The organism is Pseudomonas promysalinigenes, assembly GCF_014269025.2.
Taxonomy (GTDB): domain Bacteria; phylum Pseudomonadota; class Gammaproteobacteria; order Pseudomonadales; family Pseudomonadaceae; genus Aquipseudomonas; species Aquipseudomonas promysalinigenes.
In genome coordinates this window covers 4,098,329-4,119,801 of sequence record NZ_CP077094.1, presented here as the reverse complement: position 1 = coordinate 4,119,801, position 21,473 = coordinate 4,098,329, and the positions used below count along the sequence as shown (strand labels likewise).

Here is a 21,473-nt window from a genome sequence, read left to right as displayed (position 1 = left end):
AAGGACTTTTCGTGAGCAAATCGCTGCAAGCCATTCGTGGCATGAACGACATCCTGCCAGAGCAGTCGCCGCTCTGGCGCTACTTCGAAGGTACCGTTGCCGGGCTGCTGGATACCTATGGGTACAGCCAGATCCGCACGCCGATCGTCGAGTTCACCGAGCTGTTCAAACGCTCGATCGGTGAAGTCACCGACATCGTCGAAAAAGAGATGTATACATTCGAAGACCGTAACGGCGATTCGCTCACCCTGCGCCCAGAAGGCACCGCCGCTTGCGTGCGCGCTGTACTGGAGCACGGCATAACCGGCAATGGCCAGGTGCAGAAGCTCTGGTACATCGGCCAGATGTTCCGCCATGAGCGCCCGCAAAAAGGTCGTTACCGCCAGTTCCACCAGATTGGCGTGGAGGTATTCAACCTCGACGGCCCGGACATCGACGCCGAACTGATCATGCTGACCTGGCGCCTTTGGGGCCTGCTGGGCATCCAGGATGCTGTCAAGCTCGAGCTCAACAGCCTGGGCACCAGCGAAGCCCGTGCCCGCTACCGTGACGCCCTGGTCGAATTCCTCAGCGCGCGCCTTGAGCAGCTCGACGAAGACAGTCAGCGCCGCCTCAAGAGCAACCCGCTGCGAATTCTCGACAGCAAGGACCAAGGCACCCAGGCGGTGCTGGTCGGCGCCCCGAAGCTGGAAGATTACCTGGACGAAGACTCCCGCACGCACTTTGAGGGCCTCAAGGCTCGCCTGGATGCCGCCGGCATTCCGTTCGTGATCAATACCAAGCTGGTACGTGGCCTGGACTATTACAGCAAGACCGTGTTCGAGTGGGTCACCGACAAGCTCGGAGCTCAAGGCACTGTATGCGCGGGTGGCCGTTACGATGGCCTGGTCGAGCAGATGGGCGGCAAGCCTACCACTGGTGTAGGTTTCGCCATGGGTATCGAACGCCTGATCCTGCTGCTGGAAACCCTCGGCAAGGTGCCTGAATCGATCAGTCGCACCATCGACGTCTACCTGTGCGCCTTTGGCGACCAGGCGGAGTTGGCCGCTCTGCGTGTTTCCGAGGGCCTGCGTGATCGCTTGCCGGGCCTGCGCCTGGCGGTCAACGCCGGTGGCGGCAGCTTCAAGAGTCAATTCAAGAAAGCCGACAAGAGCGGCGCCCTGTTCGCCCTGATTCTCGGCGACGATGAGCTGGCCAAGCAGGAAGTTGGCATCAAGCCCCTGCGTGGCCAGGGCGAACAACAGAACATTGCCTGGGATGCTCTGGCTGAGCACCTGGAAACCGCGATCGCCCAGGCGTAACGCGGTTCAACAAGCGAATAGGCGAAAAGGAGTATTGGGGTGTCGAGTACCGATGATGAACTGGCCGGAGTCAAGGACTGGTGGAACCGCAACGGCAAGCCGCTGCTGACCGGTGCCCTGCTGGCTGGCGTGGTGGTGTTGGGCTGGAATACCTGGCACAAGTACCAGAGCAACCAGGCGCAAGGTGCTTCGCAGCTGTATCAGGCCCTGCTAGAAACCAGTCTGACGCCGGCCGGCCAGCCTGATGCGACCAAGGTTGCGGAACTGGCCGGCAAGCTCAAGAGCGAGTTCGGCGGTACCGCGTACGCTCAGTACGGCAGCCTGTTCGTGGCCAAGGTTGCGGTCGAGACCGGCAAGCTCGACGACGCTGCTGCCGAGCTGAAAAGCGTGCTGGACAAGCCTGCCGACGTCACCCTGGGTGAGATCTCGCGCCAGCGCTTGGCGCGTGTGCTCGCCGCGCAGAACAAGGCCGAAGAGGCCCTCAAGCTGCTCGACGGTGACACTGAAAAAGCGTTTCTGGCCAGCCGTGAAGAGTTGAAGGGAGACCTGCTGGTGCAATTGGGGCGCGGCGACGATGCCCACAGTGCCTACGAAAAAGCCAAGGCCGCGCTGTCTGATGAAGCAGCGGTCGGTGGCCTGCAACTGAAGCTGGATGACTTGGCCAAAGGGGATGCGTAAGTGATCGGTTGGAAACAAGCAGCAGTGCTGACCCTGGCCGTGCTGGCCGCAGGTTGCAGCAGCAACAGCAAAAAGGAACTGCCTCCGGCCGAACTGACCAAGTTCACCGAAGAAGTGGCGTTGAAAAAACTGTGGAGCCGTTCGATCGGTGACGGTCAGGGTGAAACTTACAACACGCTGGTTCCCGCGATCGAGAACGACCGCATCTATGCCTCCGATGTCAACGGCGAAGTGTTCGCCCTCGACCGCCTCACTGGCGACGTGGTGTGGAAAAAGGACCTGGAAAAGCCAGTTTCCGGCGCTGTTGGTGTCGGTTATGGCCTGGTCATGCTCGGCACTCTCAAGGGTGAGGTGATCGCGCTGGATTCCAGCACGGGTGAGGAGCGCTGGAAGGCGCGCGTCACCAGTGAAGTGCTCGCGCCGCCGGCCAACAACGGTGACGTGGTAGTGGTGCAAACCCAGGACGATCGCTTGATTGGCCTGGATGCCGCCACTGGCGACCGCCGCTGGATCTACGAGAGCACCCCGGCCGTGTTGACCCTGCGTGGCACCGGTGCACCGATCGCTACCAACCGCCTGGCTGTGGCTGGCCTGTCCACCGGTAAAGTGGTTGCGGTTGACATCAACAACGGCGTGCCGGTGTGGGAAAGCCGCGTGGCCGTGCCGCAGGGCCGTTCCGAACTGGACCGTGTGGTGGATATCGACGGCGGCCTGCTGCTGTCCGGTGGTACCCTGTACGTCAGCACCTACCAGGGCCGCGTCGCGGGCCTGGACCTGGAAAGCGGCCGTGTGCTGTGGCAGCGCGATGCTTCCAGCTACGTGGGCGTTGCCCAGGGTTACGGTAACGTCTATGTCAGTGAAGCCAGCGGTACTGTCGAGAGTGTTGACGAACGTTCTTCCAGCGCGCTGTGGAGCAACGATTCGATGGCCCGTCGCCAGCTGAGCGCGCCAGAGGTGTTCTCAAGCTACGTGGCGGTGGGTGACTTCGAAGGTTACCTGCACCTGCTGAGCCAGGTCGATGGCCGTTTCGTCGGCCGTGAGCGGATCGACAGCGATGGTGTGCGCGCTCGTCCACTTGTGGTCGGCGACACCATCTACGTCTTTGGCAATAGCGGTAAGCTCGAGGCACTGACCGTTCGCTGAAGCTATGCTTGGAGCCCTGGTGGGCTTCAGGCCGCGGCGTAGGATACGCCGCCCGAACTCCGGCCGCTGCCTTGCAGCGGCCTTTGCATTTTCAAGAATTCAAGAGTGGAGAGCCGCATGGTTCCCGTAATCGCCCTGGTGGGCCGCCCGAACGTCGGCAAATCCACCATGTTCAACCGCCTGACCAAGACCCGCGATGCCATCGTCGGTGACTTGTCGGGCCTGACCCGTGACCGCCAGTACGGTGATGCCTCCTGGCAGGGTCGTTCCTTCATCCTGATCGACACCGGCGGTATTACCGGTGACGAAGTGGGCATGGACGAGAAGATGGCCGAGCAGTCGCTGATGGCCATCGAAGAAGCTGACTATGTATTGTTTCTGGTTGACGCCCGCGCCGGCATGACCGCCGCGGATCAGATGATTGCCGAGCACCTGCGCAAGCGCAACAAAGAGGCAATTCTGGTCGCCAACAAAATCGACAACATCGATGCCGATGTGGCGCGCGCAGAGTTCTCGCCGCTGGGCATGGGCAACGCCATCCCGGTGGCTGGCTCCCAGGGCCGGGGTATCAACGCGTTGATGGAAGCTGTGCTCGGCCACATCCCGCGTGACCAGGTCGAGGAAGCCCTGGACGCTGAGGTCGCCGAGGGCGAGGAAGCTGTCCGCATCCCTGGCCCGAGCGAGAAAGATGGCATCAAGATCGCCATCATCGGCCGCCCGAACGTGGGCAAGTCGACCCTCGTCAACCGCATGCTTGGGGAAGAGCGGGTGGTGGTCTACGACCAGCCAGGTACCACCCGTGACAGTATCTATATCCCGTTCGAGCGTGATGGCGAAAAGTACACCTTCATCGACACCGCGGGTGTGCGTAAGCGCGGCAAGATCCACGAGGAAGTCGAAAAGTTCTCGGTGGTCAAAACCCTGCAGGCGATCAAGGACGCCAACGTCGTGATCTTCGTCATGGACGCCCGCGAAGGTGTGGTCGACCATGACCTGAACCTGCTGGGCTTCGCCCTCGAAGCCGGCCGCGCCATCGTCATCGCGCTGAACAAGTGGGACGGCATGGAGCCGGGCGAGCGCGACTACGTCAAGACCGAATTGGAGCGTCGGCTGTTCTTCGTCGACTTCGCCGACATCCACTTCATCTCAGCCCTGCATGGCACCGGCGTGGGCAACCTGTACAAGTCGGTACAGGCCGCGTTCAAGTCTGCGGTCACCCGCTGGCCGACCAGCCGCCTGACACAGATCCTCGAAGACGCGGTAAGCGAGCACCAACCGCCGTTGGTCAACGGTCGCCGTATCAAGCTGCGTTATGCCCACCTCGGCGGCGCCAACCCACCGCTGATCGTGATCCACGGCAACCAGACCGAGAAGATTCCCAAGTCTTACTCGCGCTACTTGGAAAATACCTACCGCCGTGTGCTCAAGTTGGTCGGTACCCCGATCCGCATCGAGTACAAAGGTGGTGAAAACCCCTATGAGGGCAAGAAAAATACCCTCACCGATCGCCAGGTCAACAAGAAGCGCCGCTTGATGTCCCACCACAAGAAGGCCGAGAAAAAGCGCCGCGACAAGCGCTGATTCTGCTTCGCGGCTAAAGCCGCTCCTACGACAGGGTGCCGATGCAGATTTACGCATCAACTGTAGGAGCGGGTTTACCCGCGAAATTGCCCTTTGATCCAGAGCAATCCTGTTATTGTTTCAACCTTTTTCCTGACCACGCGATCCGCTATGCTCGGACTCCACCCGTGCCGGATACACCCCAGGAAAGAGGGCTCCATGATCCGCAGCAAACTGCCGAATGTCGGCACGACCATCTTCACCACCATGTCTCAGCTGGCCGCGCAAACCGGCGCGCTCAACCTGTCCCAGGGCTTTCCCGACTTCAACGGCCCGCAAGCGCTGCTCGATGCGGTCGGTCGGCATGTGTCCGCCGGTCACAATCAGTATTGCCCGATGACTGGCCTGCCGGCCCTGCGTCAGCAGGTGGCCGCCAAAGTCGCCAGGTTATATGGCGCCATGGTGGATGCTGACCATGAAGTGACCATCACCCCTGGCGCCACGCAAGCGATCTTCTGCGCCATCCAGGCAGTGGTTCACCCAGGTGACGAGGTGATCGTCTTCGACCCCTGTTACGACAGTTACGAGCCGTCGGTTGAACTGGCAGGCGGGCGCTGTGTGCATGTGCAGCTCAGTGACGGCGACTTCCGCATCGATTGGCAGGCGTTCAGCGATGCTTTAAGCCCCCGTACGCGCATGGTCGTCCTTAATTCGCCGCACAACCCCAGTGGTGCATTGATCAGCCGTGAGGACCTCGAGCAACTGGCGCAACTGATCGCAGGCCGCGATATCTACCTGGTCAGCGACGAAGTTTACGAACACCTGGTCTACGATGGCGTGCGCCATGCCAGTGTGCTGGCCCATGAACAGTTGTACCAACGCGCCTTCGTCATCAGCTCGTTCGGCAAGACCTACCACGTCACCGGCTGGAAAACCGGCTATGTGATCGCGCCACCGGCCTTGACCGCCGAATTGCGCAAGGTGCACCAGTACGTCAATTTCTGCGGTGTTACACCACTGCAGTGTGCCTTGGCCGACTTTATGGCCGAGCACCCGGAGCACATCGATGAGCTGCCGGGGTTTTACCAAGCCAAGCGCGATTTGTTCTGCGGCCTGCTCGAAGGATCGCGTTTGCGGTTTACCCCTACCGCGGGTACTTACTTCCAGTTGGTGGACTATTCGCAAATTCGCCCGGACCTGAACGATGTCGACATGGCCATGTGGCTCACCCGCGAGCACGGTGTGGCGACCATTCCGGTCTCGGTGTTCTACCAGCAACCTGTCCCCGAGCAACGCCTGGTGCGCCTGTGCTTTGCCAAACGTGAGGAGACGCTGCGCCAGGCAGCGGAAAAACTATGCGCGATCTGAGTGCACTGCCTAACCTGAAAATCGCCCTGGTGCAGACCGCCCTGGCCTGGCACGACCGTGAAGCCAACTATGCGCATTTCGAGGTGCTGCTGGATCAGGCGCGCGGCGCCGACCTGGTGGTACTGCCGGAAATGTTCACCACAGGGTTTTCCATGCAGTCGCACACCTTGTGTGAGCCTGAAAACGGCCCAACCTACAAGTGGCTGAAGGCCCAGGCCAAGCGCATCGATGCGGTGGTCACCGGCAGCGTGATCATCCAGGCTGCCGACGGTAGCCACCGTAACCGTTTGTTGTGGGCGCGCCCGGATGGCGAGGTGCTGCATTACGATAAACGTCACCTGTTCCGCATGGCCGGCGAGCACAAGCACTACACCCCAGGTGAGCGTCAGGTGCAGTTCGAGCTCAAGGGGTGGCGGGTGCGTCCGCTGATCTGCTATGACCTGCGTTTCCCGGTATGGAGCCGTGATGCTCAGGACACCGACCTGCTGCTGTACACCGCCAATTGGCCTGCGGCACGGCGCCTGCACTGGAACCGGCTGCTGCCGGCGCGGGGCATCGAGAACCTGTGCTATGTAGCAGCGGTGAACCGCGTGGGCACCGATGGCAAAGGCTTTGCCTATTCCGGCGACAGCCAGGTGCTGGACTTTCAGGGCGAGAGCCTGCTCAGTGCGGGGGAAGCGGACGGGGTGTTCACGGCGGTGTTGAGCGCGGCGGAGCTGGCGGCCTACCGCACCAAATTTCCGGCCAACCTGGATGCCGATACCTACGAAATCCACTGAAGCAGAACCGGCCTCTTCGCGGGTTTAATAGTGAAGAGGCCGGCCTTGGTTACATCATTTTTCGGTTAGTACACGTCCCGCCGATAACGCCCATCTTCTATCAGCTGCTGCACAGTCGCTTCTCCAAGGATGCCCTTGAGCGCTGCGTCCACCCCTGCCGCCATGCCTTGCAGGCTGCCGCAGACATACACACAAGCCCCGTCTAGCACCCATTGCTTCAAGGCCTCGGCCTGCTGCAGCAACACATCCTGCACATACACCTTTTCGGCCTGATCACGTGAAAAGGCAAGGTCCAGCCGTGCCAGGTCGCCGCTGGCGAGCCAGCCCTGCAGTTCTGCGCCACACAGCAGGTCATGGGCGCGGTTGCGCTCACCGAACAGTAACCAGTTGCGCTGCTCGCCAGCATTGACCCGCGCTCGCATCAAGCTGCGCAGGCCTGCCAGCCCCGTGCCGTTGCCGATCAGGATCATCGGTGCAGGAGGCTGGGGCAGGTGGAAGCTGCTATTGCGGCGCAAGCGCAGGCTTAGGGTGCCATCAAGCGGCAGGTATTCGGTCAGCCAGCCCGAGCCCAGGCCGAGATGGCCGTGCGCATTACGCTCCTGGCGCACGATCAGCTCCAGCACCCCATCACTGGCGATGGAGGCGATGGAGTATTCGCGGGTGCCGATCGGTACCAGGGCATCAACCAGGGCCTGCGGGTGCAGGCCAAGCAGATGGTCGCGACGGCTCGGCAGCTGGCGGCCAGCCAGGGCCTGGCTCAGGGTTGTGTGCAAGCCTTCGACCTGCACGCTGACATTGGCGTCCTGCGCCATGCCATGCACAAACGCATCGATCCGGGCGCGCCCATTGAGCGGCAGGATTTCCACCAGGTCACCGGCTTCCCAACTGGCCGGTTGCTCTGGCCGCAGGCCTAGCAGGTAGACCGGTTGGCCTTGGCTGCCGGGGTTGAGCTGCTCGCGCCTGACCAGGGTCCAGTTGCCGAAACTCGGCGGCTGCCAGGCGCTGACAGGTTGAACACCTGTCAGTTGCGCCAGCTGCTGCTGCCAGAGCTGCACAGCGGCCTTGTCGGCATTGTCCACTTCCACTGGGCCGAAAGCGCTGCTGGCGCCCCGATCACTCAACCAAGCCTGCAGGCGTCGGGCGAAACCACAGAAATGTGGATACTGCCGATCCCCCAAGGCGAGTAGGGCGTAGTTGAGGTGGTTCAACGTCAAGGGCTGGCCGAGCACCTTGCGTTCGAAGCCACGGGCACTGTCGGGGGCTTCGCCGTCGCCGAAGGTACTGACCACGAACAGGGCGCGACGGGCCTGCTTCAAGTCGGCCTCATTCAGCTCGGCCAGGGCGCGGACGCGTACCGGCAAGCCCGCTGCCTGCAGCTGGCTTGCGCTTTGCCAAGCCAGTTGTTCGGCCAGGCCGCTTTGGCTGGCGAAACCAACAAGCCAGCTGTCACCGTCGCCCTGCCGAGCATCCACATGGCTGCGGGCGGCAAGCACTTGGCGCTTCTTGCGCCGTCGGTCGAGGTATAGCAGCCAGCCGGTGACGAAGAACAGCGGCATGCTCAGGCTGGCGATGGTGACGATGATGCGCCCGGGTAGGCCGAAGTATTCGCCGACATGCAGTGCGTAGACGCTTTGCAGCAACTGAGCCTTGAAGGGCTTTTCGATGTAGCGCTCGTGGCGCTTGATCTGGCCAGTTGCCGGGTCGATTACCAATGTGTTGAATGCCCGTGGGTGGGCTGCACCCTCTAGTAAATAGAACAGATTCGCCGGCTGGTTGCCCGCTGGCGGCAGGCGCAGGTTATAGGTGGCAAGGCTCGGGCCGGCTGCACCTTTGAGGGTGGCCCAGATAGCGTCGTAGTCGACCACCAGCGGCGGCGCATGCTTGTCGATATTGGGCGGCCCATGACGGCCACGGCCCTCACCGCGTTTGTGCTGCTGACCGGCCGCTGGCTCCGCCAGCAGCTTGTTCAGCCCCGAGCGATACCATTCATAAGACCAGAACAACCCGGTAAGCGCGAACAGTAGGTAGAACAGCAGGCACCAAGTACCGGCCACCGCGTGCAGATCCCAGTTGAAGGCACGGCCCTTTTTGGCCCAGTCGAGGGTCAGCCAGGTCCGCCAGTTGAGCGCCTTGCGCGGCCAGCGCAGATAGAGGCCGGACAGGCAGAAAAACACCAGCATCAGGGTGCAGGCGCCGGTGATCTGCCGGCCAGTGTCGCCCATGGCGAGGAAGCGGTGCAGGCTCAGCATCAGGTTGAAGAAACCCTGGCCGGCGGCATCGCCCTTGAGCTCGCCAGTGTAGGGGTCGGCATAGCGCAGTGTGCCCCGGCGCTCGCCGGGTGGCGGGGTGAAGAACACCCGCGCAGCGTTGCCTTCGCGTACATCCACCCACAGCATCGAAACTTTCTCGCCCTGGGCGGTTTCCACGCGGCTAACCAGCTCGGCTGGCGGCAGTACGCCCTCAGCCCGTACTTCAACCTTGAGGACATCGGCGTTGAAGGCGCGCAGCAGCTCTTCCTGGAACGAGTACAGCGCACCGGTGATACCCATCACTGCCAGCACCAGGCCTGCGGTGATGCCAAAAAACCAGTGCAGTTGAAACAGCGTCTTCTTCACCACGTCTTCACCTTGTGTCGCTACCGCCCTCTATGCGGCGGGGATTATGCCTTGATACGCAAAAACCCCGCTCACTGGAGTGAACGGGGCTGGGCTTCGGATCTTCAGAAGTGGACGCTGGTGGTCAGCAATGCGGTCCTGCCCGCTGCCTGATTGGCGAAGTGAGTAGAGAAGGCCTTGTCGTAATACACCTCGTTGGTCAGGTTCTGCACGTTCAGTTGCAGGTCGACGTTCTTGGTCAGCTTGTAGGCGGCCATGGCGTCGTAGCGCACGTAACTGTCTACTACCGTGGTATTGGCCACGTTGCCGTAGACCTCATCCATATAGAATGCGCCGCCGCCAACGGTCAGCTTTGGCGTGATCGAGTAAGTGGTCCACAGGCTGGCGCTGTTGTTGGGGGTGTTTGGCAGTTGGTTGCCATCGTTGACCCCGCCAATGGGCCCACCATCGATCTGGCGCGCTTGCATGTAGGTGTAGCCAGCAAATACCTGCCACTTGTCGGTTATTTTGCCGCTGGCCGACAACTCGATGCCCTGCACGCGGGTTTCACCAACGTTTTCGTAGCTGGTAGTGCCTACCTGTACGCGGGCGTTTTCCTTCTCGGTACGGAATAGCGCGGCGGCCAGGGACAGGCGCTCGTTGAGCAGGTCCCACTTGGTGCCGATCTCGTAGTTTGTGGTTTCTTCGGGCTCCAGGTCGCTGCTGAGCAAGTTACCGCTGCGATCAGGAGTGCCTGGCAGTGGGTTGCCTTCGGTGCCTTCGCCGAGCATCGCGCCAGGTGGCGTTGCAGAGGTGGCATAGGACACATAGATGCTGCCGTTTTCGGCAGGCTTCCACACCAGCCCTAACTGGCCGGTGACGAACTCACTGGTGTCCTGGCCCTTGGCGGTCGTAGTGCCTGCTGCGTTGTAGGTTTTGTAGTCGGTATCGAAGTGGTCGTAGCGCAGGCCCATGTTCAGCAGCCACTGCGGCGTCAGTTCCAGCGTGTCGAATACGTAAAGTGCACGGGTCTTGCTGTTGGTGGTGGTGCCAGCGTAGTTGCGGGCGATGCTGCCGCTCCACGGGTCGTCCGGGTTCGGATTGCTCAGCGAGGTGCAGTTATAGCCACTGCTGGCGCCGATCATGCCTGGGGTGCAGTTGGTGTTGGCGGCGCCGCCTGGCACGGTATCGGTGTTGACGGTGTAGGACGAGCGCTGGCTTTCTTCGCGGCTCAGTTCCACTCCGGTGGAGAAGCTGTTCTTCAGCCCGGCCAGGTAGAACTCGCCGAACAGGTCGGTCTGGTTGGTTGTGGTGGCGGTATTGCCAACCCGTGTGTTGGCGCGGCGCCAGACGCTGCCGTTGTTGACGTTGCCCTTGCTGTCATCGGGCTGGGTGAGGATGTAGTCCTGCATGCTGTTGCCATGGCGCAGGGTGTTTTTCACCGTCAGGGTGTCGCTAAGGTCGTGCTCGATGGCGAAGGTGGCGATATCGACGCGGGTCTTGCGAAAATCGCGGTCGGTCAGGCCGTAGAAGTTGTCGCTGTCGCCACCGTCGTAGGGCTTGCTCGGGTGAGCAGAGGTGCGTGCGTTGCTGCCACCTGCCGGGATGCTGTAGGGAATGCCCGAGTCAGGCAGGTCGTCGCTTTCCAGGTGGTAGTAGTCAAGGTTGACGCGGGTGGGCGTGCCCAACCCAAAGGCCAGCGAGGGTGCGATACCCCAGCGGTCGTAGTTGACCTTGTCGCGGCCGGCGACGTTGCTGTCGTGGGTCATCAGGTTCAGGCGCCCGGCGGCGGTGTCACTGAACTGGTAGTTGCCATCGAGGGTGTAACGCTGGGTCTGGTCACTGCCCCAGGTCCAGGCGCCGTCGAGCGAATTGCCCAGGTGGGCACGTTTGCTGACCAGGTTGATGGTACCGCCTGCGGCACCACGACCACCAATCGCCGAGTTCGGACCCTTGGCCACTTCGACCGATTCGATGGCGAAGATTTCCCGGCTCTGGGCGCCGGTATCACGCACGCCATCCAGGTAGGTGTCGCCTTGGGCGTCGAAACCGCGGATGAACGGGCGGTCGCCTTGCGGGTTGCCGCCTTCGCCAGCACCAAACGTTATTCCCGGTACGGTACGCAGCGCGTCCTGCAGGGTCAGGGCATTGGTGTCCTTGATGACTTGTTGCGGGATGACGGTGACCGAGCGCGGGGTGTCCACCAGCGGTGCGGTGTACTTCTGCGAGGAGGCACGCTCTACTTGGTAATCGGTGCTGGCTTGCTCAGCTTTACCCTTGACGCTGGTGGCGTCGAGGGTCAAGGCAGTGCTGGCGACCGGGTCGGCAGCATAGGCGCCGGACGCGCCGAGGGCTAAGCCGATGGCGGTTACGATCGAGCGTGGTGAGCTTACTGCAGATGGTACGTTTGGCATTGCGCTGGACCTTCCCCAAGGTGTGAAGGCCGCGGATGTTAATGTAAGGATTTGTAAGGCACAATTGAGACTCGTTACCATTCGCTAGAAATTTACAATCTTTACATATTCTCTTTACGTTTTAGCGACACTGAAACGTGTAAGCCCAGTCAGGGCTTGTGCAGTGTAAAAGGGAATCAATATCATCGAAATCTTACAGTTCTTAACGGTGCCGTCGCATGTTGCTTCATATTCCAGGGGTGTTCGATGCTCAAGAGCTGGCTCGCATTCGCGTAGCGCTGGAGCAGGCCGACTGGGCAGATGGCAAGGCCACGGCCGGTTTTCAGTCGGCCAAGGCCAAGCACAACCTGCAATTGCCAGAAGGCCATGCCCTGGCCAAGGAAATCGGCAGTGCGCTGATCGATCGCTTGTGGCAAAGCCCCCAGTTCATGTCGGCGGCGCTGCCACACAAGGTGTTCCCGCCGCTGATCAACTGCTACCGCGAGGGCGGGAATTTCGGTTTCCACATCGACAATGCGCTGCGCCAGCCCAAAGGCAGCGCCGAACGAGTGCGCACCGATCTGTCCTCGACCCTGTTCCTCAGCGACCCAGCCAGCTACGACGGTGGAGAGCTGGTGATTCAGGACACCTATGGCGAGCAACAGGTCAAGCTTGCAGCCGGTGACCTTGTGTTGTACCCCGGCACCAGTTTGCACAAGGTCAACCCGGTGACCCGTGGCGTGCGCTATGCGGCATCCTTCTGGACCCAGAGCCTGGTGCGCGAGGACAGCCAGCGTGCGCTGCTCTTCGAGATGGACAATGCCATCCAGCAACTCACCGTCGACGTGCCAGACCATCCATCCTTGCTGCAACTGACAGGCACTTACCATAACTTGCTGCGCCGCTGGGCCGAGGTCTAAACCGTGTCCTATCAGTTACGGCGTGAAGAAGTGGTGGATGCTGCCGGCCTGCAGGCGATGCTCCAACACAGCCCTGGCAAGGCGGCCCAGGCAATTCTGGCGGCAGCGGGGCAGGGCATGGTCGAGGCGCAGTTGCTGCTTGGGCAAATCCTGCTCGATGGCCTTGGCATCGAGCAGGATGCACGTGTGGCCCGGCGCTGGTTCGCCATTGCAGCTCAGGGCGGCAATGCCATGGCGCATAACATGCTCGGTCGTTGCCACGAGCAGGGCTGGGGAGGCGAGGTGAATGATGCACTAGCGGCCATTCATTATGCGCAGGCCGCCGATGCAGGGCTCGATTGGGGCCTCTATAACCTTGGCAACATGCTCGCAACTGGGCGTGGGCTGCCGGTCAATCAAGCCCAGGCGCTGATCTGTTACGAGAAGGCCGCGCTGTTGGGCCATGCCAAGTCGATGAACCTCTATGGGCGCTATTTGGAGCATGGCATCGCCACCGCGCCAAGCCCGGCACGGGCGGTGCGCTGGTATCGGCGGTCGGCTGAGGCGGGGGATTTTCGCGGCATGTTCAGCCTGGCCATGGTGTTGGCCGAGCGTGGCGAGTTGGCCGAGGCTGGGACCTGGCTGGAACGGGCGCGGTTGGAGGGCAACCTGAATTTTCTGCGCAGTGCCTTGGTGACCTTGCAGGGCGCGGGGCCGATGTTGATGTCTTACGCAGCCCGCTATGCCGAGCGGTTGCAGCAGGTCGAGCGCAGCACGTTGTAAGGCGGCGCTCGATCTCACTGCCACCAAAAGGCTAAAACCAAGCCAAAAAAAATCCGACACCAGATCACCGGTATCGGATTTTGCGGCCTATGGCCTAACGCTCAAAGCATCAGCCTCAACTGAATGGCATTAGCCTTCAAGCCCCGTTTGGCTTTACAGGTAGTAAGCCTTCAGCGGCGGGAAGCCGTTGAATTCAACTGCGCTGTAGCTGGTCGTGTAGGCACCGGTCGACAGCCAGTACAGGCGGTCACCAATGGCCAGGTTCAGCGGCAGGCCGTATTTGTAGTTCTCGTACATGATGTCGGCGCTGTCACAGGTCGGGCCGGCGATGACCACTTCTTCGGCTTCGCCTTTCTTCTCGGTCCAGATCGGGAACTTGATGGCTTCGTCCATGGTTTCGATCAGGCCGGAGAACTTGCCCACATCGGTGTAGATCCAGCGCTCGACGGCGGTGCGCGATTTGCGTGCCACCAGCACCACTTCACTGACCAGGATGCCGGCGTTGGCGATCAGCGAACGGCCAGGCTCAAGGATGATCTCCGGCAGGTCGTCACCAAAGTCTTCCTTCAGGAAGCGGATGATCTCTTCGGCATAGGTTTCGAGGCTGTTGGTGCGGGTGATGTAGTTGGCCGGGAAGCCGCCACCCATGTTGATCAGCTTAAGCTCGATGCCGTCTTCTTCCTTCAGGCGCTCGAAGATCACCTTGACCTTGGCGATGGCCGCATCCCACACGCTGATGTCGCGCTGCTGGGAGCCTACGTGGAAGGAAATGCCGTAAGGCACCAGGCCCAAATCACGGGCGAGAATCAGCAGGTCCATGGCCATGTCGGTCTGGCAGCCGAATTTGCGCGACAGCGGCCAGTCGGCCGTGGTCGAGCCTTCGGTAAGGATGCGCACGTAGACCTTAGAGCCCGGCGCGGCTTTGGCGATGTTGCGCAGGTCCGCTTCCGAGTCGGTGGCGTACAGGCGCACACCCTTCTCGTAGAAGTAGCGAATGTCCTTGGATTTCTTGATGGTGTTGCCGTAGCTGATCCGGTCGGCACTGACGCCACGGCTCATCACTTTGTCCAGCTCGTAGATCGAGGCGATGTCGAAGCTCGAGCCTTTTTCTTTGAGCAGGTCGATGATCTCGACGGCGGGGTTGGCCTTGACCGCGTAGTACACCTTGGCGAATTCGAAACCTGCGCGCAGGTCGTCGTAGGCCTTGCTGATCATCTGGGTATCGATGAGTACGAACGGGGTTTCCTGCTTGTCGGCGAACGCCTTCATTTTCTGGAAGGTGTCACGTGCGAAATAGTCTTCGACCTGGATCGACATGCTCAGGGACTCCATGGGCAAACTGAAAGAATAAGTGGCTGCAACTGAACGTCCTCCGTATCCCCACTTTGGTTCGCCTACTCAGTACTTGAGCCGGATGGATCGTTTCCAGCATGGACGTTCGGCGCGCACTTTAGGGCGTGAAGAATGCAGAATCAACAGGCAATCCGGGCGTGATCGTCGTGGAACGGCACCCTTCCCACTGAATAACCGACTCGCATGACCAGCTGATGTTCCCCTGGCACTTTCAAGCGTAAAAAATTGTGGAATGGAGCGAGTTGGCACCTTCGCGGGTTAACCCGCTCCTACAGGGTTTTGCCGGTGCGGCCGGGAGCGACAGCACACGGGGAGGAGGCTTTGGTGTTCATATTTATGGCCACGGTTTTCTGGGACCGGCGTGCAGAAAATGACTCATAAATTTTTTGTTACCGACAGGCGGACAGTGCTCGTCCATGAGAATCACTGCCATCTAAGCCTGGATGATGCCGTCAGGAAGCTGCGACCTCGGCAGGCGAAACAATGCTGGTCTTCGCCCCACGTGAGCGCCCGGAGCTCAGGTAAGCGGCAATCGACTCCTGTGTGACCTCGCCAAGGAATACCTGCTCAGCGTCCAGCACCGGCAACCAGGCACGGTTGAACTCGTACATCCGCGACAGCAGGATACGCAGATGCTCGTCGTGCGATGCAGTGGCGTTGAACGGGCGCAGGAAGTCGCCGCAGGTGCCTTGCTGGCGGTGCATGTCGCGGCGGCGTACGTAACCCAGTGCCTTGTTCTGCCCGTCGGTCACCACTACATAACGACGGTCATGCTCATCGAGCAGCTCCAGGGCATCATTGACCGGGGTTTGCGGGCTGACCGATGGCGCGTTGTCTGCGGCATCTTCGGCGCGCACCAGCAGCAGGCGCTTGAGGGTGCTGTCCTGGCCGACGAAGTTGCTCACGAAATCATCCACAGGGTGCGCCAGCAGGGTATCCGGGTGGTCGAGCTGGAGCAGTTTACCCGCGCGGAAAATGGCGATCTTGTCGCCGAGCTTGATCGCCTCGTCAATGTCGTGGCTGACCATGATCACGGTCTTGTTCAGCGCCCGCTGCATTTCGAAGAACTCGTTCTGGATCATCTCGCGGTTAATCGGGTCGACTGCGCCGAACGGCTCGTCCATCAGCAATACCGGTGCTTCGGCTGCCAGCGCGCGGATCACCCCGATGCGCTGCTGCTGGCCACCGGAAAGCTCGCGCGGATAGCGCTGCAGGTACTGCTTGGGTTCTAGCTTGATCATGTGCATCAGCTCACGGGCGCGCTCACGGCACTTTTGCTTGTCCCAGCCGAGCAGGCGCGGGACCACGGTGATGTTCTCCTCGATGGTCATGTTGGGGAACAGGCCGATTTGCTGGATTACGTAGCCGATGTGCCGGCGCAGGGTCACTTCGTCCAGCGCGCTGGTGTCTTCGCCATTGATGAACACCTGCCCGGAGGTGGGCGTGATCAGGCGGTTGATCATCTTCAACGTGGTGCTCTTGCCGCAGCCCGACGGGCCGAGGAACACGCAGATTTCGCCTTCATTGACGGTGAGGCTTACCGCGTCGACGGCTTTGACGTCCTTGCCGTTGACGTTGAAGGTTTTGCTGAGGTTCTTCAGTTCGATCATGAGCGCAGTCCTTCTGGAGTCAGGGCACGTTGCAGGGTTTGCAGGAGCAGGTCGGCGATGATCGCCAGCAGGCTGACCAGCACAGCGCCGACCAGCAGCATCGACATGTCGCTGCGGCTGATTGAGGTGAGAATGAGCACCCCCAGGCCGCCGGCGCCAATGGTGGCGGCGATGGTCATGACGCCGATGTTCATCACCACGGCGGTGCGCACGCCGGCGAGGATCACGGGCACGGCGATGGGCAGCTCGACCATGCGCAGGCGCTGGCCGAAGGTCATGCCGATCCCCCGCGCCGCCTCACGGATACCGGGCTCGACGTTGGTCAGGGCGAGGTAGGTGTTGCGCAGGATCGGCAGCAGCGAATAAAGAAACACTGCGGTGATCGCGGGCAGTGGGCCGAGTCCTTGGCCGAACTTGGAGTAGAACGGCAGCAGCAAGCCAAACAGCGCGATCGACGGGATGGTCAGCAGCACCGTGGCACTGGCTTGCAAAGGGCCGGCGACCACCGGGAAGCGGGTCATCAGAATGCCCAGCGGCACCCCGACGATAATCGCAAGGCCCACCGCCACGCCCACCAGCATGATGTGCTGCCAGGTCAGCTGCAGCACCAAGGCCCAGTCAAGATGGGCGAACGTGTCAAACAGGTTCATGGCTGTACCTCGCTGTTCAAGGGGTGCTCGCGCAGGAAGGCAGCGGCCACGCTGGTCGGGCTCTGGTGCTGGACATCGACCTTGGCGTTGAGCTGACGCATGGTTTCGTCATCGAGCTGTTCGGCCAGTGGCTTGAGCAGCGCCACCAGTTTCGGGTTGGCGTCGATGATCTGTTTGCGCACCACCGGGGCGGCGGTGTAATCGGGGAAGTAGTGCTTGTCGTCTTCGAGCAGCTTGATCTTGAAGGCGCTCAGGCGGCCGTCGGTGGTGTACACCAAGCCTGCAAACACCTGGTTGTTGTGCATCGCGGTATAGACCAGGCCGGCATCCATCTGGCGGATATTGGCGCGCCCCACTTGCAGGTCGTACATCTGCTTGAGGCCCACGAGGCCATCCGGCCGGTTGGCGAATTCGGTGTCCAGGGCAACCAAGTGGTTGCGGTCGCTTTCATCACGCAGTACCTGGTTGAGGTCGCTGATGGTGTTGACCTGTGGGTAAGCCTCAGCCACCTCTTTGGGCAGGCCCAAAGCGTAGGTATTGCTGAACTTCGACGGCGTCAGCCAGATCAGGTCCTTCTTCGCATCCAGCGCCTTGACCTTGGCGTAGGTGGCCTCTGCACTGGGCATGCGTTCTTCGATGTGGTTGTAGGACACCAGCGAAACACCGGTGTATTCCCACATCAGATCGAGCTGCCCGGTCTCTTGTGCCTGGCGTGCCAGGCTACTGCCAAGGCCGTTGGTGACGCGTACGTCGAAGCCGTTGGCACGCAGGTATTGCGCGGTGATTTCGGCAAGCACGGTCTGCTCGGTGAACACCCGCGCGCCGATGCGAATCAGCGGTTTCTCCGCTGCCTGGGCAAAACCTGCGAACAGCAGTGCCGCGCCCAGCAGCAAGGCGATTTTCTTCTTCATGGTTTCCCTCTCGTTAACCAGCCAGGCCGCGTTCCAGCCAGCGCTTGCTGGCAAAACTCACTGCCGCATCCAGAATCAGGGCCAGCAGCGCGGTGCAGGCTGCACCCAGCAACAGTTGTGGCTGGTTGTTCAGGGCGATGCCGGGGAAGATCAGGCTGCCAAGGCTGTTGGCACCGATCAGAAACGCCAGGGGCGCGGTACCGACGTTCAGCGCCAAGGCCACCCGCACACCGCCGACGATGATCGGCACAGCATTAGGTAGTTCCACTTGCCAGAGCTGCTGGCGCGGTGTCATGCCGATGCCGGTGGCGGCTTCCTTGAGTGAGGCGGGGACGTTCTTGAGGCCCTCGTAGGTGTTGCGCACGATGGGCAGGAGGGAGGCGAGGAACAGCGCGAAGATCGCAGGCCCGGCACCGATGCCGAGGATACTCAGAGCAATGGCCAGTACGGCCAGCGGGGGGATGGTGTTGCCTACGTTGAAGAACTGCATGAAGCGCTCGGCTTTGTCGACCCGGTGCGGTCGACTCAAGGCAATGCCGGCGGGGATGCCCACGGCCAGCGCCGCCGCCATCGAAGCCAGCACCAGTATCAGGTGCGCTTGCAGGTAGAACTGAAGATCGTCGCGATATCGCACGATCGTATCGATGCCGATCCAGTGGACCAGCAGGGCCAGGATGATGAGCACGGTGGCGCATCCCAACAGCCCTTTTCCGTAGCGTTTAGCCACAGGCGGACTCCTTGTTTTGTCGGCGAGCACACTTCTTTGATGCCGGCCAATGCTGGCGGCGGGTGGTGTGTTCGCGAATAGCAGCAAGAGGCAACCGAAGGCTGCGTTCAAGCCATGAGCCGAACCCCGTCGGGCCCGAAAATGCTGATGAAACCAGTCCCCAAGCGAAGCGGGTTGCAGGGGAATGGACGTCTCCGTGGGCGCAAAGGTTCCCATTTGAGGCGGCATTTGGCCAGCGCCGATTTCCTTCCCGCACAAATATTCCCACTGCTTCGCAGCGCCCCAGGCCTTTCAAATCAAGGGTGTCGGCTATGCCGACAAGCGGTTGAAAAACCTGATTTAAGTCGCTTACAGGAGCTGAAAATGTTCAATCATGTGTATGACCGATCGTTCGTGGCGCATGTCGCCTCTATCACCCCGACGCTTGAGGGGTATCTGAATTTCGCCAAATTGGCCGAAAAGGATGGACGAGCTGCCTTCACGGCCGACGACTACATGATCATCACGCCTGTGGCGGGGCGTGAGCCGCATCGCCTTTGGTTTCGCTGCATGGAAGATGAGCACGGCATGCGTTACTACGACATTCAGTCGTGGAGCCGTCGCACCGGGCGGGATTTCAACACCAAGGTGCGCAACCTTGAACTGACCAATAACGGCTACGCGAAGCTCTACAAGGAGCCAACCGCCACTGACCGCCTGTGGAGCGTCATGACCCTGCAGGATGATGAATTCGTCAGTGTTGGCGATGACTTGGCGCCAGGCCAGCACATCGAAGCGCAGATCTGGACGCCAACCAACCTTGCCCTTTGTGGCTACGGCCGTACCGAGGTGGCTGACCAGTGGATGGCGTACGCGGTTTCCCACGGTGGGCCGGTGCTGGACCTGCGGCTTGAAATCACCGACATCGGTGAAGAGTTGCTGGACGACCACTGATCCGCAACCGGTGTGTCGCCTCAACAGGCGGCGCGCCGGTGCTTTGGTCTGCCTGCGGATTCGGGTATGATACTGCCCCTTTTCGATCCTCAGTCAGGCGATTTCCCATGACCAACCAGGCCGCCGAAGTCGCGAAGCGCCGCACTTTCGCAATCATTTCCCACCCCGACGCCGGTAAGACCACCATCACCGAGAAGCTGCTGCTGATGGGCAAGGCCATTGCCGTCGCCGGTACCGTGAAGTCGCGCAAGTCCGACCGCCACGCCACTTCCGACTGGATGGAAATGGAGAAACAGCGCGGCATCTCCATCACCACCTCGGTGATGCAGTTCCCGTACCGCGAGCACATGATCAACCTGCTCGACACCCCCGGCCACGAAGACTTCTCCGAGGACACCTACCGCACCCTGACTGCAGTGGACTCGGCACTGATGGTGCTCGACGGTGGTAAAGGGGTTGAGCCACGAACCATTGCCCTGATGGACGTTTGCCGCCTGCGCGACACGCCGATCGTCAGCTTCATCAACAAACTCGACCGGGACATCCGTGACCCGATCGAACTGCTCGACGAGATCGAGGCGGTTCTTAAGATCAAGGCCGCGCCGATCACCTGGCCTATCGGCTGCTACCGCGACTTCAAAGGCGTGTATCACCTGACCGGGGACTACATCGTGGTCTACACCCCAGGCCATGGCCATGAACGTACCGAAGCCAAGATCATCGAGAAGCTGGACTCCGACGAGGCCCGCGCGCACCTGGGCGATCAGTACGAATCGTTCGTCGAACAACTGGAGCTGGTGCAGGGAGCCTGCCACGAGTTCAACCAGCAAGAGTTCATCGACGGCCAGCTGACCCCGGTATTCTTCGGTACGGCATTGGGTAACTTCGGTGTCGACCATGTGCTGGACGCTGTAGTCGATTGGGCGCCTCGCCCGTTGGGTCGTGTCGCCCATGAGCGCACCGTCGAGCCCGTTGAAGAGAAGTTCACAGGTTTCGTGTTCAAGATCCAGGCGAACATGGACCCCAAGCACCGCGACCGCATCGCCTTCATGCGCATTTGCTCGGGCAAGTACGAGAAGGGCATGAAGATGCGCCATGTACGTCTGAACAAAGACCTGCGCATCGGCGATGCACTGACCTTCTTCAGCTCCGAGCGTGAGCAACTGGAAGAGGCCTACGCCGGCGACATCATTGGCCTGCACAACCACGGCACCATTCAGATTGGCGATACGTTCACCGAAGGCGAAGCGCTGGGCTTCACCGGCATCCCTCACTTCGCCCCAGAGCTGTTCCGCCGGGTGCGCCTGAAGGACCCTCTGAAATCCAAACAGCTGCGTCAGGGCTTGCAACAGTTGGCGGAAGAGGGCGCGACCCAGGTGTTCTTCCCCGAGCGCAGCAACGACATCATTCTCGGTGCAGTCGGTGTGCTGCAGTTCGACGTGGTCGCCAGCCGCCTGAAGGAAGAGTACAAGGTTGAATGCGCCTACGAGCCGATCACCGTGTGGTCGGCCCGCTGGATCGCTTGCGATGATAAGAAGAAGCTTGAGGAATTCCAGAACAAGGCCATGGAAAACCTGGCCATCGATGGTGGCGGCCACCTGACCTATCTGGCGCCGACCCGCGTCAACCTGTCGCTGATGGAAGAGCGCTGGCCAGACATCAAGTTCCGCGCGACCCGCGAGCACCACTGATTACCAAGGTCTATCCAGACCCGCTGTAGGCGCGGGTCAACCTGCAATTGCGAGGGTGAACTCACCGACGCATTTGCAGGTTAACCCGCCCCACTGATGA

General features: G+C 61.0%; 17 protein-coding genes. 10 read left to right on the top strand and 7 right to left on the bottom strand.

What is annotated here, in order from left to right; genetic code table 11:
- The first annotated feature begins 11 nt into the window (after positions 1-11).
- From hisS to HU725_RS18675, 6 genes are all read left to right on the top strand, one after another.
- The gene (gene hisS / locus HU725_RS18700) at positions 12-1,301 is read left to right on the top strand and encodes a histidine--tRNA ligase (RefSeq protein ID WP_060479420.1); all 1,290 of its coding nucleotides are present in this window, start codon (positions 12-14) and stop codon (positions 1,299-1,301) included.
- Positions 1,302-1,340: 39 nt separating this feature from the next.
- Positions 1,341-1,979: a tetratricopeptide repeat protein gene (locus HU725_RS18695; protein WP_186477660.1), complete on the top strand. Its 639-nt coding sequence runs from the start codon at positions 1,341-1,343 to the stop codon at positions 1,977-1,979.
- Positions 1,980-3,122, top strand: coding sequence for an outer membrane protein assembly factor BamB (gene bamB, locus HU725_RS18690; RefSeq protein WP_060479422.1), 1,143 nt, complete (start codon positions 1,980-1,982; stop codon positions 3,120-3,122).
- A gap of 117 nt (positions 3,123-3,239) precedes the next feature.
- The gene (gene der / locus HU725_RS18685) at positions 3,240-4,703 is read left to right on the top strand and encodes a ribosome biogenesis GTPase Der (RefSeq protein WP_060479423.1); all 1,464 of its coding nucleotides are present in this window, start codon (positions 3,240-3,242) and stop codon (positions 4,701-4,703) included.
- 198 nt (positions 4,704-4,901) lie between these two features.
- Positions 4,902-6,050 (top strand): pyridoxal phosphate-dependent aminotransferase, encoded by a 1,149-nt coding sequence (locus HU725_RS18680; RefSeq protein ID WP_186477661.1) that lies wholly within the window; start codon positions 4,902-4,904, stop codon positions 6,048-6,050.
- On the top strand, positions 6,038-6,829 hold the full coding sequence (locus tag HU725_RS18675; protein ID WP_186477662.1) for an amidohydrolase: 792 nt from the start codon (positions 6,038-6,040) through the stop codon (positions 6,827-6,829). The genes HU725_RS18680 and HU725_RS18675 overlap by 13 nt, the downstream gene beginning before the upstream one ends.
- Before the next feature lie 65 nt (positions 6,830-6,894).
- On the opposite strand, the gene HU725_RS18670 is transcribed toward HU725_RS18675, so the two are convergent.
- A complete protein-coding gene (locus HU725_RS18670) occupies positions 6,895-9,447 on the bottom strand; it encodes a PepSY domain-containing protein (RefSeq protein ID WP_186477663.1) in 2,553 nt (850 codons plus the stop codon).
- Between the two features lie 101 nt (positions 9,448-9,548).
- Positions 9,549-11,837 carry a TonB-dependent receptor gene (locus tag HU725_RS18665; RefSeq protein ID WP_186477664.1) on the bottom strand — a complete coding sequence of 763 codons (2,289 nt, stop codon included), beginning with the start codon at positions 11,835-11,837 and terminating at the stop codon, positions 9,549-9,551.
- 218 nt (positions 11,838-12,055) lie between these two features.
- On the opposite strand from HU725_RS18665, the gene HU725_RS18660 reads away from it, so the two are divergent.
- Together HU725_RS18660 and HU725_RS18655 are read left to right on the top strand one after the other, a co-directional pair.
- Positions 12,056-12,736 (top strand): Fe2+-dependent dioxygenase, encoded by a 681-nt coding sequence (locus HU725_RS18660; protein WP_186477665.1) that lies wholly within the window; start codon positions 12,056-12,058, stop codon positions 12,734-12,736.
- A gap of 3 nt (positions 12,737-12,739) precedes the next feature.
- Entirely contained in the window at positions 12,740-13,498 is a 759-nt protein-coding gene (locus HU725_RS18655) for a tetratricopeptide repeat protein (protein WP_186477666.1), read from the top strand.
- A 153-nt stretch (positions 13,499-13,651) separates the two neighbouring features.
- Here HU725_RS18655 and HU725_RS18650 read toward each other — a convergent pair whose 3' ends face one another.
- From HU725_RS18650 to HU725_RS18630, 5 genes are all read right to left on the bottom strand, one after another.
- Positions 13,652-14,815 carry a type III PLP-dependent enzyme gene (locus HU725_RS18650; RefSeq protein WP_186477667.1) on the bottom strand — a complete coding sequence of 388 codons (1,164 nt, stop codon included), beginning with the start codon at positions 14,813-14,815 and terminating at the stop codon, positions 13,652-13,654.
- Positions 14,816-15,303: 488 nt separating this feature from the next.
- On the bottom strand, positions 15,304-16,461 hold the full coding sequence (locus HU725_RS18645; protein WP_186477668.1) for an osmoprotectant ABC transporter ATP-binding protein OsmV: 1,158 nt from the start codon (positions 16,459-16,461) through the stop codon (positions 15,304-15,306).
- Positions 16,458-17,111 carry an ABC transporter permease gene (locus HU725_RS18640; protein WP_060480507.1) on the bottom strand — a complete coding sequence of 218 codons (654 nt, stop codon included), beginning with the start codon at positions 17,109-17,111 and terminating at the stop codon, positions 16,458-16,460. The genes HU725_RS18645 and HU725_RS18640 overlap by 4 nt, the downstream gene beginning before the upstream one ends.
- Positions 17,108-18,022: a glycine betaine ABC transporter substrate-binding protein gene (locus tag HU725_RS18635; protein ID WP_186477669.1), complete on the bottom strand. Its 915-nt coding sequence runs from the start codon at positions 18,020-18,022 to the stop codon at positions 17,108-17,110. The genes HU725_RS18640 and HU725_RS18635 overlap by 4 nt, the downstream gene beginning before the upstream one ends.
- A gap of 13 nt (positions 18,023-18,035) precedes the next feature.
- A complete protein-coding gene (locus HU725_RS18630) occupies positions 18,036-18,749 on the bottom strand; it encodes an ABC transporter permease (RefSeq protein ID WP_186477670.1) in 714 nt (237 codons plus the stop codon).
- A 363-nt stretch (positions 18,750-19,112) separates the two neighbouring features.
- Here HU725_RS18630 and HU725_RS18625 point away from each other — a divergent pair, with 363 nt between their 5' ends.
- Both HU725_RS18625 and HU725_RS18620 read left to right on the top strand, forming a co-directional pair.
- Entirely contained in the window at positions 19,113-19,682 is a 570-nt protein-coding gene (locus tag HU725_RS18625) for a hypothetical protein (RefSeq protein ID WP_186477671.1), read from the top strand.
- 107 nt (positions 19,683-19,789) lie between these two features.
- The gene (locus HU725_RS18620; protein ID WP_186477672.1) at positions 19,790-21,373 is read left to right on the top strand and encodes a peptide chain release factor 3; all 1,584 of its coding nucleotides are present in this window, start codon (positions 19,790-19,792) and stop codon (positions 21,371-21,373) included.
- Positions 21,374-21,473: the final 100 nt, after the last annotated feature.

Excerpts from the sequence above, each read along its gene's own strand:
- HU725_RS18635 (WP_186477669.1), bottom strand. The coding sequence starts at position 18,022 with ATGAAGAAGAAAATCGCCTTGCTGCTGGGCGCGGCACTGCTGTTCGCA.
- der (WP_060479423.1), top strand. The coding sequence starts at position 3,240 with ATGGTTCCCGTAATCGCCCTGGTGGGCCGCCCGAACGTCGGCAAATCC.
- HU725_RS18640 (WP_060480507.1), bottom strand. The coding sequence starts at position 17,111 with ATGAACCTGTTTGACACGTTCGCCCATCTTGACTGGGCCTTGGTGCTG.
- HU725_RS18680 (WP_186477661.1), top strand. The coding sequence starts at position 4,902 with ATGATCCGCAGCAAACTGCCGAATGTCGGCACGACCATCTTCACCACC.
- HU725_RS18620 (WP_186477672.1), top strand. The coding sequence starts at position 19,790 with ATGACCAACCAGGCCGCCGAAGTCGCGAAGCGCCGCACTTTCGCAATC.
- HU725_RS18660 (WP_186477665.1), top strand. The coding sequence starts at position 12,056 with ATGTTGCTTCATATTCCAGGGGTGTTCGATGCTCAAGAGCTGGCTCGC.
- HU725_RS18625 (WP_186477671.1), top strand. The coding sequence starts at position 19,113 with ATGTTCAATCATGTGTATGACCGATCGTTCGTGGCGCATGTCGCCTCT.
- HU725_RS18650 (WP_186477667.1), bottom strand. The coding sequence starts at position 14,815 with ATGTCGATCCAGGTCGAAGACTATTTCGCACGTGACACCTTCCAGAAA.
- HU725_RS18645 (WP_186477668.1), bottom strand. The coding sequence starts at position 16,461 with ATGATCGAACTGAAGAACCTCAGCAAAACCTTCAACGTCAACGGCAAG.
- HU725_RS18675 (WP_186477662.1), top strand. The coding sequence starts at position 6,038 with ATGCGCGATCTGAGTGCACTGCCTAACCTGAAAATCGCCCTGGTGCAG.
- HU725_RS18665 (WP_186477664.1), bottom strand. The coding sequence starts at position 11,837 with ATGCCAAACGTACCATCTGCAGTAAGCTCACCACGCTCGATCGTAACC.